The sequence below is a fragment of the Sulfoacidibacillus ferrooxidans genome (assembly GCF_022606465.1).
Taxonomy (GTDB): Bacteria; Bacillota; Bacilli; order Alicyclobacillales; family SLC66; genus Sulfoacidibacillus; species Sulfoacidibacillus ferrooxidans.
On sequence record NZ_JALBUF010000011.1, the window covers coordinates 1 to 15,370 of the forward strand.

General features: G+C 40.6%; 15 protein-coding genes. 3 read left to right on the forward strand and 12 right to left on the reverse strand.

Going from position 1 to position 15,370, the window contains the following annotated elements; translation table 11 throughout:
- The first annotated feature begins 133 nt into the window (after window positions 1-133).
- Both MM817_RS12680 and MM817_RS12685 read left to right on the forward strand, forming a co-directional pair.
- The gene (locus tag MM817_RS12680; protein WP_241715755.1) at window positions 134-1,315 is read left to right on the forward strand and encodes a G1 family glutamic endopeptidase; all 1,182 of its coding nucleotides are present in this window, start codon (window positions 134-136) and stop codon (window positions 1,313-1,315) included.
- Between the two features lie 156 nt (window positions 1,316-1,471).
- Window positions 1,472-2,218: a flagellar motor protein MotB gene (locus MM817_RS12685; protein ID WP_241715757.1), complete on the forward strand. Its 747-nt coding sequence runs from the start codon at window positions 1,472-1,474 to the stop codon at window positions 2,216-2,218.
- Between the two features lie 15 nt (window positions 2,219-2,233).
- On the opposite strand, the gene MM817_RS12690 is transcribed toward MM817_RS12685, so the two are convergent.
- The 8 genes from MM817_RS12690 to surE all read right to left on the reverse strand — a co-directional run bounded on the left by MM817_RS12690 (window position 2,234) and on the right by surE (window position 9,465).
- Window positions 2,234-2,926, reverse strand: a complete 693-nt coding sequence (locus tag MM817_RS12690) for a polysaccharide deacetylase family protein (RefSeq protein ID WP_241715759.1) — start codon at window positions 2,924-2,926, stop codon at window positions 2,234-2,236.
- A gap of 522 nt (window positions 2,927-3,448) precedes the next feature.
- Window positions 3,449-4,228: a DnaD domain protein gene (locus MM817_RS12695; RefSeq protein WP_241715760.1), complete on the reverse strand. Its 780-nt coding sequence runs from the start codon at window positions 4,226-4,228 to the stop codon at window positions 3,449-3,451.
- A 128-nt stretch (window positions 4,229-4,356) separates the two neighbouring features.
- On the reverse strand, window positions 4,357-5,652 hold the full coding sequence (gene asnS / locus MM817_RS12700; RefSeq protein ID WP_241715762.1) for an asparagine--tRNA ligase: 1,296 nt from the start codon (window positions 5,650-5,652) through the stop codon (window positions 4,357-4,359).
- Between the two features lie 139 nt (window positions 5,653-5,791).
- Complete coding sequence (locus MM817_RS12705; RefSeq protein WP_241715764.1) at window positions 5,792-7,351, reverse strand: AAA family ATPase; 1,560 nt, start codon at window positions 7,349-7,351, stop codon at window positions 5,792-5,794.
- Window positions 7,348-7,875, reverse strand: coding sequence for a hypothetical protein (locus tag MM817_RS12710; protein ID WP_241715766.1), 528 nt, complete (start codon window positions 7,873-7,875; stop codon window positions 7,348-7,350). Before MM817_RS12710 ends, MM817_RS12705 begins: the two co-directional genes overlap by 4 nt.
- Window positions 7,876-7,983: 108 nt before the next feature.
- A complete protein-coding gene (locus MM817_RS12715) occupies window positions 7,984-8,520 on the reverse strand; it encodes a cell wall elongation regulator TseB-like domain-containing protein (RefSeq protein ID WP_241715768.1) in 537 nt (178 codons plus the stop codon).
- The gene (locus tag MM817_RS12720; RefSeq protein ID WP_241715770.1) at window positions 8,517-8,690 is read right to left on the reverse strand and encodes a YpmA family protein; all 174 of its coding nucleotides are present in this window, start codon (window positions 8,688-8,690) and stop codon (window positions 8,517-8,519) included. Before MM817_RS12720 ends, MM817_RS12715 begins: the two co-directional genes overlap by 4 nt.
- A 19-nt stretch (window positions 8,691-8,709) precedes the next feature.
- Window positions 8,710-9,465: a 5'/3'-nucleotidase SurE gene (surE, locus tag MM817_RS12725; RefSeq protein WP_241715772.1), complete on the reverse strand. Its 756-nt coding sequence runs from the start codon at window positions 9,463-9,465 to the stop codon at window positions 8,710-8,712.
- Between the two features lie 88 nt (window positions 9,466-9,553).
- Between surE and MM817_RS12730 the strand changes: the two genes are divergently transcribed.
- Window positions 9,554-9,706 carry a hypothetical protein gene (locus MM817_RS12730; protein WP_241715774.1) on the forward strand — a complete coding sequence of 51 codons (153 nt, stop codon included), beginning with the start codon at window positions 9,554-9,556 and terminating at the stop codon, window positions 9,704-9,706.
- On the opposite strand, the gene MM817_RS12735 is transcribed toward MM817_RS12730, so the two are convergent.
- From MM817_RS12735 to MM817_RS12750, 4 genes are read right to left on the reverse strand one after another with little or no spacing between them, the layout of a single operon-like run.
- The gene (locus MM817_RS12735; RefSeq protein ID WP_241715776.1) at window positions 9,688-10,995 is read right to left on the reverse strand and encodes an amidohydrolase; all 1,308 of its coding nucleotides are present in this window, start codon (window positions 10,993-10,995) and stop codon (window positions 9,688-9,690) included. The genes MM817_RS12730 and MM817_RS12735 overlap by 19 nt on opposite strands.
- A 35-nt stretch (window positions 10,996-11,030) precedes the next feature.
- Entirely contained in the window at window positions 11,031-11,813 is a 783-nt protein-coding gene (mtnP, locus tag MM817_RS12740; RefSeq protein WP_241715778.1) for an S-methyl-5'-thioadenosine phosphorylase, read from the reverse strand.
- Window positions 11,814-11,859: 46 nt separating this feature from the next.
- Window positions 11,860-12,492 (reverse strand): redox-sensing transcriptional repressor Rex, encoded by a 633-nt coding sequence (locus tag MM817_RS12745; RefSeq protein ID WP_241715780.1) that lies wholly within the window; start codon window positions 12,490-12,492, stop codon window positions 11,860-11,862.
- 37 nt (window positions 12,493-12,529) lie between these two features.
- Window positions 12,530-15,349 (reverse strand): ATP-dependent DNA helicase, encoded by a 2,820-nt coding sequence (locus MM817_RS12750; RefSeq protein WP_241715782.1) that lies wholly within the window; start codon window positions 15,347-15,349, stop codon window positions 12,530-12,532.
- Between the last annotated feature and the right edge of the window lie 21 nt (window positions 15,350-15,370).

The window sequence follows — 15,370 nt, forward strand, 5'->3', positions numbered from 1 at the left end:
AGGCGGGGACTACACTCTCAAGATCGAGAACCAATGGTCCCAAGGAGGAATTCGTAGTACCCCGACCACTACGAGAATTTTATCTCAAAACTCTTTGGAGTACGTGACATTAATATACTAGGAGGAATAAACAATGAATTCGAGAAAACCTAAACGAATTGGTACATTAGTAGTGATGGGTATTGCAGGAATCGGAGCATTTTCTCTTTTGGGAAATGTAAGTCATCTAAATAATCCCTGGATTTTTCCCGGGGTTACGGTGAAACACGTACAAACGAGTAGAGCTACTGTAAACCAACTTTCCTCAGATCAGATGTCATTCCCATTACAAACAGGTACTTCTCAAAACTGGGCGGGATATGTTGTACAACCCACACCGCAATCTAATGGTGAAAACAGTGTAACTGGTAGTTGGACAGTGCCTGAGATATCAGGTAATCCAAATGGAAATGACGCACAATGGATAGGTCTAGGTGGCGTATCTAGTCATGATTTATTGCAGATGGGCACAGTTGAACAAATGCAAAACGGACAACAAACATCCTATGTTTTTTGGGAGAAATTACCTGGAGCAGCAAGGCAAATGGTTCCTGTATCTGCTGGTGATCAAGTGTCTTCGCAAATTGAGCCTATTGGGCAAAATACATGGAAACTTGTCGTTACAGTGACACCACAAAATGGTCAACCGTATTCTAGATCGGTAACCGTGCATTTAAGTTCCTCTTATGCAAATGGAGTTGGATCCTCAGCCGAGTGGATTAGTGAAGATCCTTCCAATCAAAGTCATACCTTATTGCCACTTGGTGATATGGGGACAATTACCTATCAAGATGCGACTGTCAATGGTCAGGCCATCTCTGCTAGTGATCACCAAGTTGAACCATTAGAAATGGTTGGTGGCATGGGATTACCTGAAGTTTTACCTACGCAATTAACAGGAAATGGTGAGAGTTTTAGTACTGTTATGAAGAATTTTTCTCAAAATGGTCTACAAAGCGTTAGTGGAGATGGGAGTGGGGGAGGAACCTTCATCATTCCTGGTATTGGAACAATTAGTGGTATTAATGGATTTGGCAATGGATTCGGAAATGGATTTGGACAAGGCAATGGATTTAGTTGGGGTAATAGCAACTCATGGCCAAGCGCAGTTAACTTTCCGTCTGCTACGCAAGGCATTCAAATGCTACAGCAGTGGCAACAATGGATCAATCAACAAACCCAACAAATACAAGAACAATTCCAACAAACACAACAACCGCAAATTCAAGTATGGCCAACTGGTTTTAGTCTTACATTTACTTCCTTTAACCGTTAACGTTATCATACAACTATATAAAAATAGGTTTAGTGGCTGTTTACTGCTACTAAACCTATTTTTTTGGCAGGAATTCAGCAAGATAAGTGGAATTAATTAATGAAGGTCTTTACAGATCGAAATTATGGGCATAGTGCTAAAGGGAGAACTACATAGATGAGTTCGCGTCGTTCAAGAGGTCCAAAGATTAAAAAGGAAAATTCAGAACGTTGGTTGCTAACCTATTCAGATTTAATCACTTTATTATTGGCTTTTTTTATCATCATGTATAGTATTGCAAGTTTAAATCAAGGTAAATTTCAACAGTTAGCAGAATCACTTCATGATGCACTTTCTGGTTCGAGTAATCCGATCACTTTTAGTTCAGAAGGTGCTAATAAAAGTCTATTACAAAATACCTCACTCACTGTAGCGCAACAAGATCAGATCGCTGCGATTATAAAAGAAAATCACTTATTTTCTGATATCTATAGGGAGTTAGAGCAGTACATATCAGCGCATCATTTACAAGCTAGCGTGCAAGCAGTAGATGAACCTAAAGGTATAAGGATAGCCATTCATTCTGATGTTTTATTTGACAATGGATCAGATCAATTACGGCCACAAGCATTAGAGATTCTACAAGGGGTTGTTCCATTTTTAAATAAAGTGACAACAAGCATTCAAGTCAACGGATACACAGATAGTGTCCCCATTAGAACGCAACAATTTCCTTCCAATTGGTATCTATCAACCGACCGTGCGGCAGGTGTAGTTTCTTATCTCATTACAAGAGGCGTAAATCCAACTCGGTTATCCGCCCAAGGATTTAGCAAATATCGTCCTATAGCTACGAATGCAACTGCGGCAGGAAGACAATCCAACCGTCGAGTAGATATTGTTTTATTGCACAGTTGGTATTAAAAATACCATGAATTGTTACTTTGATAATTGTAAAAGTTCGCTAATTGTAACCACTCTATATTGTTTACGTTCTAAGGCCGGTAAAAGAACCTTTAACGCTTGCACAGTATTAGTTTGTTTGCTAGCTCCATCATGGAATAAGATGATATCCCCTGGGTGTATATGATCTAATACGTGTTGAGTAATAGAGGAGGCGATACGTCCATTCCAGTCTCTTGTATCTTGATCCCATGCCCAAAGCACGATGCGCAAATGAGCCTGTTTAGCAGCTTGCCTTATGAGTGGATTGATGATCCCCATTGGAGGTCGAAAGTACTTTGGATAGATCCCTGTGGCACGGTATACTTGTTCTTGAGTTAATTTGATCTCTTGAACAGCACTTGGTGAACTCCAATGTAGGTCATGTGAAAAAGAATGATTACCAACTTCATTTCCTTTTTCAACTTCATATTTTATAATATTTGGATATTGTGCAACTTTACGTCCAATGACAAAAAAAGTAGCATGTGCATGATGACTAGTTAATTGTTGTACGATTTGCTTTGTGTATAGGGGATCTGGTCCGTCATCAAAAGTAAAGGCAACTATTTTCTGTGTCGTTTCAACTCTATGCAATAGTTCAGGATCGGAAAATTCGGTTTGTGATGCTGATAAAGTAAAAAACAACTGACTGACGATCATCAATTTCACTATGGCTGGGTAGATCACGAACGCGTCTCCTGTCTGCTACTAAACGACTTGTTATGGTATATTTAGTCTAAACAAATAAACTCAGTCGTATGCAAGGAATTTTGTTCGATCAAACACACCTCACGAAGTAGTCGTTGTTGCATGAGGTTTTTCATTTGTTCTAGGACAAATTCTTGTCTCATTTTTTCGATAGGGCAACTTGGACAAAGTGCTGAACCATAAGCGCCACATATGTGATGACAATATTCATTAGCATTTTCTGATGATGCTTTGCAATAATTTTGATCGTTTGAGTGCATAAGTAGGTTTGGCTCCTATACGAGTAATATAAACGAATGAATATGACATCCCTTATTAAACAATGTCGTCAGATGCCTGTAAATAGCGAACGATGTCTTAGTTTGTCGAATAGCGACGAGAGCACAATACGCGAAACTTTCCGTCAATATGTGATGGCACTAAATCAACGTCCGATAATATACATTATGTTAACTAGTTTATAAAAAAATAAAGGACTTGCGCCCTTATTGTCAACATGTGTTATGGTGATGTCTCTCTTTGCTCTGAACCATCCTTTTTTCGAAATACTTCATAAAATCGTTCGTATTTCCCCGGTTGTACAGCAGGAACAATTTGTTCTTTATTAGCGTCCCCAATACGTGCTTTGTCCTGACTAAAATCTGTTTTTGAACGTTGCCCATTCGTTTTTGTGTTCAAACGTTTATTCGTTCGATCACCTGAACGAGCACGATAATTTTGTCTGTACTCTTGTAATTGTTGCTCAGATTTCAGATTAGCTCTAGACCAATCTGTCAATACAGTATCTACATAGCGAAAATTATAAACGCCAGCCAATACCGACTCTCTTAGCGCTTCAATAATTAACCATTGTGGATATTGATCCTCATCAATCCATTGCATAATTTGTTCGTATTCAAGTGGAGATAACAATCTTCCAAATTCTTCTTCAAAGCGATTGTAAATGAGAGCAACTGTATTTGAGCGATTTTCTAGTCCCAGAAGGCGTTCTATCAATGGCCGTAAACTCACACGTTCATGTTGATGTAACAACAGCCCCTGCCCCATTAATCCTTGAATAATAACAGCTATGCGTTCTTTAGATAAGGTCATGCGCAAAGCTAAGTCATCTAATCTTGGAAAGGAATGTTCCACTTGTTGTGATGCAATAATATGAATGATAACGAGAAATTCCTCATCACTTAACCCTATCGAATGATAACGCTGAAATAAAATATATGGGAATGTAGCATAACTTTCCTCTAACGCATCTAATGCTTGGTCGAGGGGTTTATTGGTCACGAGGTACCACCTCCGCTATCAGTATACCATTCTCCTATGAACGCTAATAGGGGAATTTTTATGGGGAGGATATTTTCTGGAGGGTCTATACTTCCAGAAAATATCCTCCCCATATGACGTGTACTGTCCTATGGATAGAGGCGATATAACAGGCGTGGGAAGGGAATGGTTTCACGAACATGCTCCAGTCCACATATCCATGCTACGGTCCGTTCTAACCCTAGCCCAAAGCCCGCATGTGGCACAGATCCATATTTTCTAAGATCCATATACCACGCATAATCTTCTTCAGACAGATCATGTTCTTTAAAACGTGCCAAAAGAAGTTCGGGATCATCAATACGTTGGGATCCACCAATGATCTCACCGTACCCTTCTGGCGCAAGTAAATCAGCACATAAAACGACCTCTGGACGCTCTGGATCGGGTTTCATGTAAAAAGCCTTAATGGATGTCGGGAATTTTTCTATAAAGACAGGACGTTCAAAATGTTCTACAATAGCTGCTTCATGTGGTGCTCCAAAATCTTCTCCCCAAGTAATGTCATGCCCATCTTTTTGCAATAATGCAATGGCATCATCGTATGTGATTCTAGGAAATGGCGCCACATACTTCTGTAAAATCGAGGTGTCGCGTCCAATGGCTTTTAGTTCAACCGAGCAATTAGTCAGTACGTGTTGAATAATATGAGACACCAATTGTTCTTGTACGATTAAGCTTTCTTCATGAGTAGTAAAAACCATTTCCGGTTCAATCATCCAAAATTCAATTAAATGACGCCTTGTTTTAGATTTTTCTGCACGAAAAGTAGGGCCAAACGAATACACTCTGCCAAATGCTAATGCTGCAGCTTCCATGTATAACTGACCACTTTGAGTAAGAAAAGCATCGCGATCAAAATACTCTGTATGAAATAGATTGGTTGTTCCTTCACATGAAGATGGCGTTAAAATAGGCGGATCTACTTGCGTGAACTCATTTTCATCAAGAAAGGCGCGAATAGCTTTTATAATTTCTGCGCGAATTTTCAAAATCGCTCTTTGCCTAGGAGCGCGAATCCAAAGATGACGATGATCCAGTAAAAAATCTACGCCGTGTTCTTTAGGAGTGATCGGATAATCGTGTGTCTCATGAATGATTTCTACATTTGAAACTTGCAACTCTACTCCAGAAGGTGCTCGTTCATCACGAACAACTACTCCTTGAATCTGTACTGAACTCTCTTGAGTAAGTGATACTGCATTGTGAAATACCTCTTCAGTAACATCTGCTTTCGTTACAACGCCTTGCACAAATCCGCTGCCATCGCGCAATTGGAGAAAGGCCACTTTCCCTGATGACCGTTTAGTGTGTAACCAACCTTGAATAACAACTGTTTGATCAATATGTTCTGGTAAATGTTTAATAAGAACCGTTTGAACCATGTAGTAAACCTCCATAAGATAGTTATGATCTATTGGCTATAAAAAATCAGTTTCATCATAGAGTAACTGTACATATTCTAAAAAGAAAACTCCTACAATGCAAATCATCGCAGGAGTTTATATAATTCTTGACAAATCATTAGTTAGCTAGGCGCGTTATTTCACTGGGTTCCACCAACTGTTCCGAAGTCGTGACTGAGTACGTTTCAGGTAATGATGTTGAAACGAAGCGATCTTTACACTCTGTCAACCATTCGCGAAATTCAGTTCCATCAATACTTTCCGTCGCCACAACATATTGTGCATAATCATGAAGATCTTGTGCAAACGGGGTAAGTACTTCTCTTGTCCGCTGCTCAATCTCAGAGAGAATAAAACGCACTTCTTCGTCTAAAATACCGTCTGGCAAGTGCTCTTCAGCTACGATCCCCATGCGACTGAGGCCACACATCACTTCTGTTCTAGCTATACGACTGGCTTGTAAAAAATCATTTTGTGCTCCTGTTGAGCGGTTATTAAACACTAGGCTTTCAGCCATTGCACCACCTAGAGCTACGACGACTTGCTGATCCAATTGTTCTTTTGTATACAGATAACCGTCTGTTTCAGGGATTTGTCGCACAAACCCTAACGCGTTACCACGTGGCGCAATCGTAATATGCGATACAGAAAATGGGCGCATCATTTCAGATGCAATAGCATGACCGAGTTCATGAACTGCAACTCGAAATAATTCATCAGAAGTTGGATGCCTGCCTGTCTTCTCTCCCATCAACACTTTATCGACCGCATCGCGAAAATAAGCTTGAGTAATTTGTGTGGAATTATCACGTAAAGCAATAATAGCCGCTTCATTGCATAAACTTTCTAATTGCGCACCAGAAAACCCGTAAGATTCACGAGCGATGTGCTCTAAATCCACATCACTAGCAAGTGGTTTATCTTTAGTTTGAATGCGTAGAATATGCAATCGACCATCCTTATCAGGTAGGTCTACACGAATCTGCCTATCAAATCTACCTGGTCTAAGAAGTGCACTATCTAGAATATCCGAGCGATTAGTAGCTGCTATGACAAGAACCATGGGACTTTGCGTCGTCTGCATGCCATCCATTTCAGTCAGTAATTGATTTAATGTTTGATCGTATTCTTGGTGGCTATGACCACCACGCTTTCCGCCCACTACGTCAATTTCATCAATAAAAACGATTGCACTATCTTTACCTTCTTTGCGAGCACTTTGCCTTGCACGACGAAAAATATCGCGAACACGCTGAGCTCCAACACCAACGTACATCTCCACAAATTCACTACCAGAAGCCGAGATAAAGGCTGAATCAGTATATGTGGCAGCCGCTTTTGCCATTAATGTCTTACCTGTGCCTGGAGGCCCTGTCAATAAGATTCCCTTTAATGGTCGAATACCTAATGATCGTATCTTTTCTCGATAACGCAAAAAATCAAGTGCTTCCATTAACTCGCGTTTAGCATGATCTTGACCACCGATATGATCAAAATTAATTGCATGTCGCACAGCTGTCTCTTTGGAACCAGTAGGTGCCATCATTTGACGTCGCTCCATGAGCGTATATATGGCAAATCCAACAGCTATCAGCAATAGTACAGGCAATACATTAATCCCAATGACCGCTAAGAAGATGACTAAGGCAACAGCAAATCCAATGAGCCAATCCCTCACTGTCCATCCCCCCCTAGTGCCTTATTGGTATAAGGCACAATACTGTACAAGTAATTTTTATTTTGAGTGAGTTGAATAAAAATATCTTGACTGTTCATAGTAACTGTACATTGTACATGCTGTTCTTTAGCTGATGCATCTAGTTCTTTAATCATAGATACATACATGCCTTGAGCAATCCCTTGATTTAAGATGGGTTGTATGTTTTCAAATACATTCGTGAGGACTTTTGATGGATGATCTTTTAATATGATATTAATGGGGCCGCCTAAACTAGACGCCACATCCGATTGAATTTGCATATAAGTGGTTTGTAAATCTTGTACAGGACCTAAGGAAACTGTGACAGACGGAGTCTGAGAAGTTTCGTTCACCTGTACATCATGAACTTCTGGAATGTGCGAAAGATGATCTTCTAGTGGTTGAATAACATCATATGTGCGATAGACTTGGAGACCTCCAAATAGCACAATCAATGTTAGAAGAAGTGCAGCAAGTGCCGGTAACATGCGAATCCTCGACAAATGAACCACTCTCCCTCAAATGATCTAGTAAGAGTATACCATTTATCAATGGGAAGAGCAGCCCGCAAAGTAGACCAAGAAGACATAGAAATTCCTTTGTTGCGCGGATTATTCCACTTGAGGAATATGATTCGTTTGAAAATCATAAAAAAGCTTTCCTGTATACATATCTACATAAGCAAATAAAAAGCCTCCATCTGCAAGTCGTGCTGTCACTTGCCACACTGCGTTACCACTCGCTTTATTGGATAAAGGCGTATCTAAATTTTTGTCGATAAGTCCAGGTATGACTGACACAATCGAAGCAATAGGCAGATGCAATGCATGGACTGCATCGATTGCACGAGATTCAGATACTGTTTGATCTTGATAGACAATAGTAGCTTCGTGATGTCGAACAAACACATATAAGGTCCTTCCAAGTGAATCTGTTCCTGTTACAGTCACATCAGAAGGATCACCTGTATAAATTTGCGAGTCTTCTACATGCTGCAATGGTGTATGATCAAGTGCAAACTCTGTAGCTGTTGACAGAGTGTTATTAGTAGCTGTAAGCAGTGGCAGTAGCCACACAAGCAGTAGAACAACCACACAAATAAAAATAACGCTAACGCTCATGACAGTGTAAGCAATTTTATTTCTCATACGTCCGTCCTATAGATGGTTACTGTGTATTTCCCAGGATGATCTGCTTTTGCAAGTCCAAAAATTACATCTTTATCTTTTAGGTTGCGATTTAAAAAATCAATTAAGACATAAAGCTCAGCTGATCCTTCCACTTCCTTAACTGCGAGAACACGATTTATCTGATCCATAAATAGTTTTCGTCTCTCCTCATAGGGTGAGTTGCCACGAGTTTAGTGTAACAAGGCTTTGCCCGTTTGTAAAATCAAAATGAACAGGAGTGACACTTACTTTGCCAGCCTCAATGGCGTGAACGTCTGTGTCAGGTTCATTATGCACTTTAACAATTTGTCCAGCTTGCCAATAATAAGTTCTTCCTAAAGGATCTATTCGTTGCTCATATGCATTTTTATACTTGCGAACACCAATTCGAGTGATCACGATTCCCTGTAATTCTTCATAGGGTAACGGTGGTACATTCACATTTAAATACGTGTCTGATGGCACTCCGTGCTGCATGAGTTTATGGGCCAATATAGTCGCTATCTGTACGCTCGCTGTATAGTCAAATGGAGGTTTTGTCACTGAGAGTGCAATGGCTGGATACCCTTGTAACACTGCCTCCCCGGCAGCAGATGCAGTCCCTGAATAGACAATATCTAATCCCAGATTGGCGCCACTATTGACACCGCTTAATACAAGATCTGGAGGTTCATTACAAAGCGCTCCGAGTGCTAATTTTACGCAATCAGCTGGAGTGCCGTTAACCTGAAAGGCACGAATGTTTGCCCCCATGCGAACTTCATCTACATGTAGTGGTTTATGCAAAGTAATGGAGTGACTAGTGGCACTTTGTTGACGGTCTGGTGCTACGACAGTAACTGTTGAAAAAGAAGAAAAATGCTTTGCCAATGATTGAATGCCAGAAGCGTGGATTCCATCATCATTTGTAATTAATACACGCATTTGTATGGAGTCCTTTCTGTGTTGGCATAACCTACGTCTCATGCTATGGGCAGCGGAAGGTGATACTATGGGCAGGAGGTGAAGCTCAATGGCACATAGTATCCCAAACAATTCTTCGCAAGCAGATCGCGATTTGCTTCAAAAAATGCCTGATCTACTCCTTTCGATGGAGTATGAACAACTAATTAGTGACGTGAAATCTTTGTACCGATTTATGTTTGATCAGACGTTCACACGTTGATAGCGAGGAAATTTTTGTACAATACGACCGACCTCATAACATACTTTTTCTTGATCAATGGTTAGAAATTCACGATTGCGCATCAAAGGTTTCCCTGCGACAAAGACATCTGTTACATCACCTGCATGTGAACTATAAACGACGTGAGATAACAAATTATGACGCGGATAATAACGGGGTCCGCTACTATCGATCATTTGAAAATCTGCTGGTGCTCCTTTAGTAAGAGTACCTAATCCAGACTCTAAAAATAATGCTTTGGCACCCTCACTCGTAGCAAGCCGCAGTGCTGTGAAAGCATCAATAGCAGTGGCATCTTGTTCTACACCTTTATGCAACAGCGCAACTAAGCGCAACTCTTCGTACAAGTCAAGTTTATTGTTACTTGCAGCGCCATCTGTCCCAAGGCCCACAACAATGCCCCGTTGTAAAAGTTTTGTAAGTGGTGCGATCCCACTGCCAAGTTTTAAATTACTCCCTGGATTATGCGCTACATGAACATCGTGCTGCGCAAGCAAGTCCATATCATGATCTGTCAAATGGACGCAATGTGCTCCAATTACTTTAAATTGGAATAACCCGCTAGTATATAATGATTCCACTGGTGTGGCGTTGTACATGGAGAGCGAATCTGCTACTTCTTTTGAAGTCTCTGCAATGTGAATTTGCAATGGAACAGAAACCTTCTCAGCGAGGTTAATCACATGGGTAAGGTAATCTGGTGGACACGTATAGGGTGCATGGGGAGCAATGGTCGTCTTAATGCGACCATCCCCCGCTCCTTCGTAGGTCCGAATAAATGCTTCTGTTTCTTTTAATTTATCAAGGGATGGATCATCTAACCCAATAATTCCTCGCCCAAGCACTGCACGCATGCCAGAGGCAATGACAGCCTCCGCGACTCGATCCATTGACGCATACATATCTGTAAATGTCGTCGTTCCTGTTTCAATCATTTCCAACATGGCTAATTGAGTACCAATCTCGATATCATCTGCAGTTAGAAGCTCCTCTGCAGGCCATATCACATCGTTTAACCATTCATGCAACGGTAAATCATCCGCATAGCCACGTAACAGTGACATGGCCGCATGGCCGTGCGTATTAATAAATCCCGGTAACAATAAGCGATTTTTACCACTTATACGTTTGTAAGATTCGTCATAACTCGGGCTATCTCCTGCACCCAAGTCTTCAATGATTGCATCTTTGACCACCATGTAACCTCGTTCTACGAAAGTGTTGTGAACACCATCAAGATAGGCGACATCTTCAATCAACCATTTCATATTGCTTATCTCCTTTTTTCCATTCAGATAGTCAATTACATCGCCCCAGAAGCACTCTCACATGCACATGCAACGGTTGTGTCTAGAGTTGCAATGGCTTCAAAAAATAGTGTCCGTATCTGATGAACATTTTTCGCCATTTCATCTAATACTTCTTGATGGGTTAGCGGAGCTCCAGTCATACCAGAACAGTAATTGGTCACCATCGCTACTGTGCTATAACATAATCCTCGTTCTTTAGCTAAAACAGTTTCTGGAATCGATGTCATACCAACAACATCTCCCCCAAGTTGTGCAAACATGCGAATTTCAGCAGGTGATTCAAAACGTGGTCCTTCTGTACATACATAAGTTCCACCGGGAGCAGCAACAATACCTAACTGTTGTGCGGTTTTAGAAAGATGTCGTCGCAATCGACCACAATACGGGTCTGTCATATCCGTATGTGTCACTGGTTCTCCATCTTCAAAAAAAGTCAATGGTCGATTTTTTGTAAAATCAAGAAATTGATCTACAATAACCAAAGCACCCGGCGGTAAGGTTTGACGCATACTACCAACAGCCGCAGTTGCAAACACCTGTTTGACACCAATATCGACTAGCGCTTGAATATTTGCTTTGTAGTTTACTTGGTGTGGTGGCACATGATGGGCTTTCCCGTGTCTTGGCATAAAAGCAATGGATTTACCTTTGAATTCTCCAATTGTACAATTTGCCATGCCGTAATGCGTCTCAATTTGTTCTTCATGAGCATTAGTTAGTAGGGCCGGATCATAAACCCCAGTACCCCCGATAATTGCATAGTCTGCGTGAATCATATGTATGATTGACTCCCTTCGATTCGTTATTTTATTATTATACCGTTTATTTTTGATCTAAGTAGTATGCGAGTGCTTGCAATTCCGTTGTAACATCCGTATTACGCAGATGGACATTTGGACCAATCCTAAGATTAACAGGTGCAAAATTTAAAATAGTCCTTATTCCAGCAGAAACCAATGCATCACACACTTCTTGAGCTGAGGAAGCAGGAACTGCGATAATACCCATCTGTAAATCTTGCTTTTGACAAATAACTGTGAGATCGTTAAAATCAGCAACAGTTAATGTACCTATTTGCATTCCGATTTTTTGTGGATCCCGATCAAACACAGCTGCAATGGTTATTCTTTCTAATTGAAAGCGCGCATAATTAGAAAGGGCAATCCCCAAATGCCCAGCGCCAATGAGTGCAACCCCAATATGCCGATCAAGATTGAGTAGTTGCCTTAATTTCCAGTCGAGATACGATATATCGTAACCCACTCCTTTACGTCCAAACTCTCCAAATGAAGCTAAATCTTTCCGGATTTGTGCAGGGTTTAAATCTAAATGATCGCCCATTTCTTGAGATGACACAGTGAGTATAGACTGTTCTTTTAACTCTTGAACTAACCGTAAATAGATAGGCAAACGGCGAATAATAGAAGGTGATATACTCGTGATTTTATTTCTCATCCCATAACCTTCTTTACTTTAGTCTATACCTGCTACATCAATGAGAATAAACTTGTTGTGTGGAATCCAAGAAACCCATTGCTTTTGCACATGTATCATTCAATGTTCCCTCATAGACATCTGGATCTGGAAGCGAACGAATAAACATACGTCCATACTTTGTTTGAGTAATCCTTTTATCCAACACAAACACCACCCCTCGATCTGTTTTTGAACGAATAAGACGTCCAAATCCTTGAGTGAATCGAATAGCTGCTGATGGGACACTATAATCAATAAATGGACGCTTGCCAAGTCTTGTTAATAACTCACTGCGCGCTTCAACGATCGGATGTGTTGGAACCGCAAAAGGAAGTTTAACAATGATGAGACAAGATAGATCATCACCGCGAATATCAATTCCTTCCCAAAAACTATTCACGCCAAATAAAACGGCTCGAGGCTCTTTACGAAACGTTTCAATCAAATAAGTTTTCCGATGGTCGTCAAATCCTTGCGCTAAGACTGTGATTCCTTTTTTTTGCAATGAATCGCGCTCAGTGACGTACGTTTGCGCTAACATTTGATGAGATGTAAATAATACAAGCGTTCTTCCATGAGCTACAGTTGCTATTTTTGTAATGGCCTTGCCCACTTCAGTTTGAAATTCTTCTTGTTGTTTACTATCTGGAAGATCAGAGACAACACATAACAACGATTGTTTTTTATAATTAAATGGTGATGTAACAATTTCTGTTTTGGCCTTACCTTCTTCTACCAAGGTCTTCATACCAATTCGTTCTAAAAAATAATGAAAAGAGTTGGCTACAGCAAGAGTGGCCGATGTAAGAATAACGGATTGCTTCTTACGAAATAACTCCTGTAATAAAACTTCTGAGACACTCAGAGGAGCTAAGTGTAGAGAAATCTTACGTGACACCCGTCTTCCATTAATCGCGATCCAACCGACAAATTGATCAGCAGATAGGCGCAAAAGTAAGACATCAGCACAAATGGTCAATCCCTGTTGCAACTCACGAGCATAACCAAAAACATCAGCCAATTTACGATTTAGTGCATCAGGCAACTCCGTTTCTTCAGAAAGGACGGCGTATGCTGTGAGAGACTCAGTCAGAAGTGATCGGCATACATCGATATCAGAAGCCGCGCGAATAACAGCTTCGTATGCAGGGGCGTTTGTACGATCTGGAGTCAATCTAAACTCTCCCGAAAGATTGCCAAGAGAGTCTGTGTACATGGCGATGGCACTAAATAGTGTACGTATATCTTGCGATGTACGCAATAGTGCACGTCCAAGTTTTGTGAGAACTGTTGCAAAAACTTGCCCATCTACCATTCCTTTTTGTACATCTACTTGGATAGAGCGTTCTGCATCGTGTAGCAAACCGTTTCTTGCATTGAGTAAACGCTCAAGCAATCTTTGAAGATCCCCCTCTGCAATTTGCGCTCCAAATTGCTTTGTCGCGACATCTTCAAGTTGGTGTGCCTCATCGATTATCAGTCGATCATATGCTGGAAGCACACGTGAATCAGCTTTAATATCAGAAAGTACAAGTGAATGATTCGTTAGTATTAAATCAGCTCTAGCCGCTTTGTGACGCGCGCGAAAATAATAGCAATCCTTAAAAAAAGGACAGTGTTTTGCAATACACGAATTCGTTTCACTTGCTACATCTCTCCAGTACCCTTCTTCGTGCTCAGTGAATGCAATTTCTTCACGATCACCTGTTTCAGTTTGCGTTAACCATACCGCTAGTCGCAGATCATAATCTCTTTCATCCGAAGCTAATGCTTGTATTTCATGAATATTTTGGCTCAATTTACGCATGCAAATATAGTTATTTCGTCCTTTTAGTACAGCTGTTCTTATTCCCTGCATTAAAGGTTCTAACACAAGGGGTACGTCGTGCTTATACAGTTGTTCTTGAAGTGCAATGGTATGTGTTGCAACGACTACTTTTTCGTGTTCCGCATGTGTAAATAGGGCACTTGGCAATAGATAGGCTAGTGATTTTCCCGTACCTGTTCCAGCTTCAACGATCAAATGAGTGCGTGTATCAAGTGCATTAGCTACTAGTTCCATCATGTGTTCCTGACCTTGTCGGCTCTCATATGGAAAATCACCTATCGCTTTAAAATGAGTGCGCAACGTAGTTAAGCTTTGCTGTGCTAATGATTCAGTTGTCGAATCTGCAGGAACTTTATCCTCTTCATCCATGATGTCTTCTGGTGCCACAGTAAATGCAATATCTTCAATGACCTTGTGCTGTGTTTTAGGCGTTCTTTCAAGTGTACGATCCGCAAGTACAGCTTGTATAACACGAGATATAGTCGATTCTGGTTTTGATGTGGAAATAGAGCGTAAAGTGATATCAGGAAGTACAGCTAATTTTGATAAAAGGCCCTTCAATACTGCAACTATCATTTCATTATTAGAATGGTGTGATTCGTTATGTGGATAAAGCGCTTGATACATAGCACTGGGTTCGCGTTGCGCGATTTGCGGTAAAATAAGCTGACTTAACCAGGATACGAATAAAATAGATTGATCCTCTAGCGGGATGTATCCACTCTGCTCAACAAGTACATCGAGATGATGTTTATGTTTTTGATCTAAAAGAATAACAATGTGATTGGCTATCTGTTGTAGACAATGAATCCACACTTGTCCAAATGTTTCCACAATCTCTACACGATCTTTAAATTGTACTTCGTACAAACCGGAGGGTAGCATTGAAACTGTCAACAATAGTTTCCCGTCTACATGATGACTATCCAATTGATAGAGTGATAGTTCTCCTATTGAAATAGTTGGATCTTTATCTTGCAAACTAAAGTCTAGAACGATGTACTGCAAATGATTTCCTCTTTTCAACTT

Bases quoted from the DNA above. Each gene is read 5' to 3' on its own strand.
- MM817_RS12680 (WP_241715755.1), top strand. From the start codon at position 134: ATGAATTCGAGAAAACCTAAACGAATTGGTACATTAGTAGTGATGGGT.
- MM817_RS12745 (WP_241715780.1), bottom strand. From the start codon at position 12,492: ATGAGAAATAAAATCACGAGTATATCACCTTCTATTATTCGCCGTTTG.
- surE (WP_241715772.1), bottom strand. From the start codon at position 9,465: ATGCGTGTATTAATTACAAATGATGATGGAATCCACGCTTCTGGCATT.
- MM817_RS12730 (WP_241715774.1), top strand. From the start codon at position 9,554: ATGGCACATAGTATCCCAAACAATTCTTCGCAAGCAGATCGCGATTTG.
- mtnP (WP_241715778.1), bottom strand. From the start codon at position 11,813: ATGATTCACGCAGACTATGCAATTATCGGGGGTACTGGGGTTTATGAT.
- MM817_RS12735 (WP_241715776.1), bottom strand. From the start codon at position 10,995: ATGAAATGGTTGATTGAAGATGTCGCCTATCTTGATGGTGTTCACAAC.
- MM817_RS12715 (WP_241715768.1), bottom strand. From the start codon at position 8,520: ATGAGAAATAAAATTGCTTACACTGTCATGAGCGTTAGCGTTATTTTT.
- MM817_RS12685 (WP_241715757.1), top strand. From the start codon at position 1,472: ATGAGTTCGCGTCGTTCAAGAGGTCCAAAGATTAAAAAGGAAAATTCA.
- asnS (WP_241715762.1), bottom strand. From the start codon at position 5,652: ATGGTTCAAACGGTTCTTATTAAACATTTACCAGAACATATTGATCAA.
- MM817_RS12720 (WP_241715770.1), bottom strand. From the start codon at position 8,690: ATGGATCAGATAAATCGTGTTCTCGCAGTTAAGGAAGTGGAAGGATCA.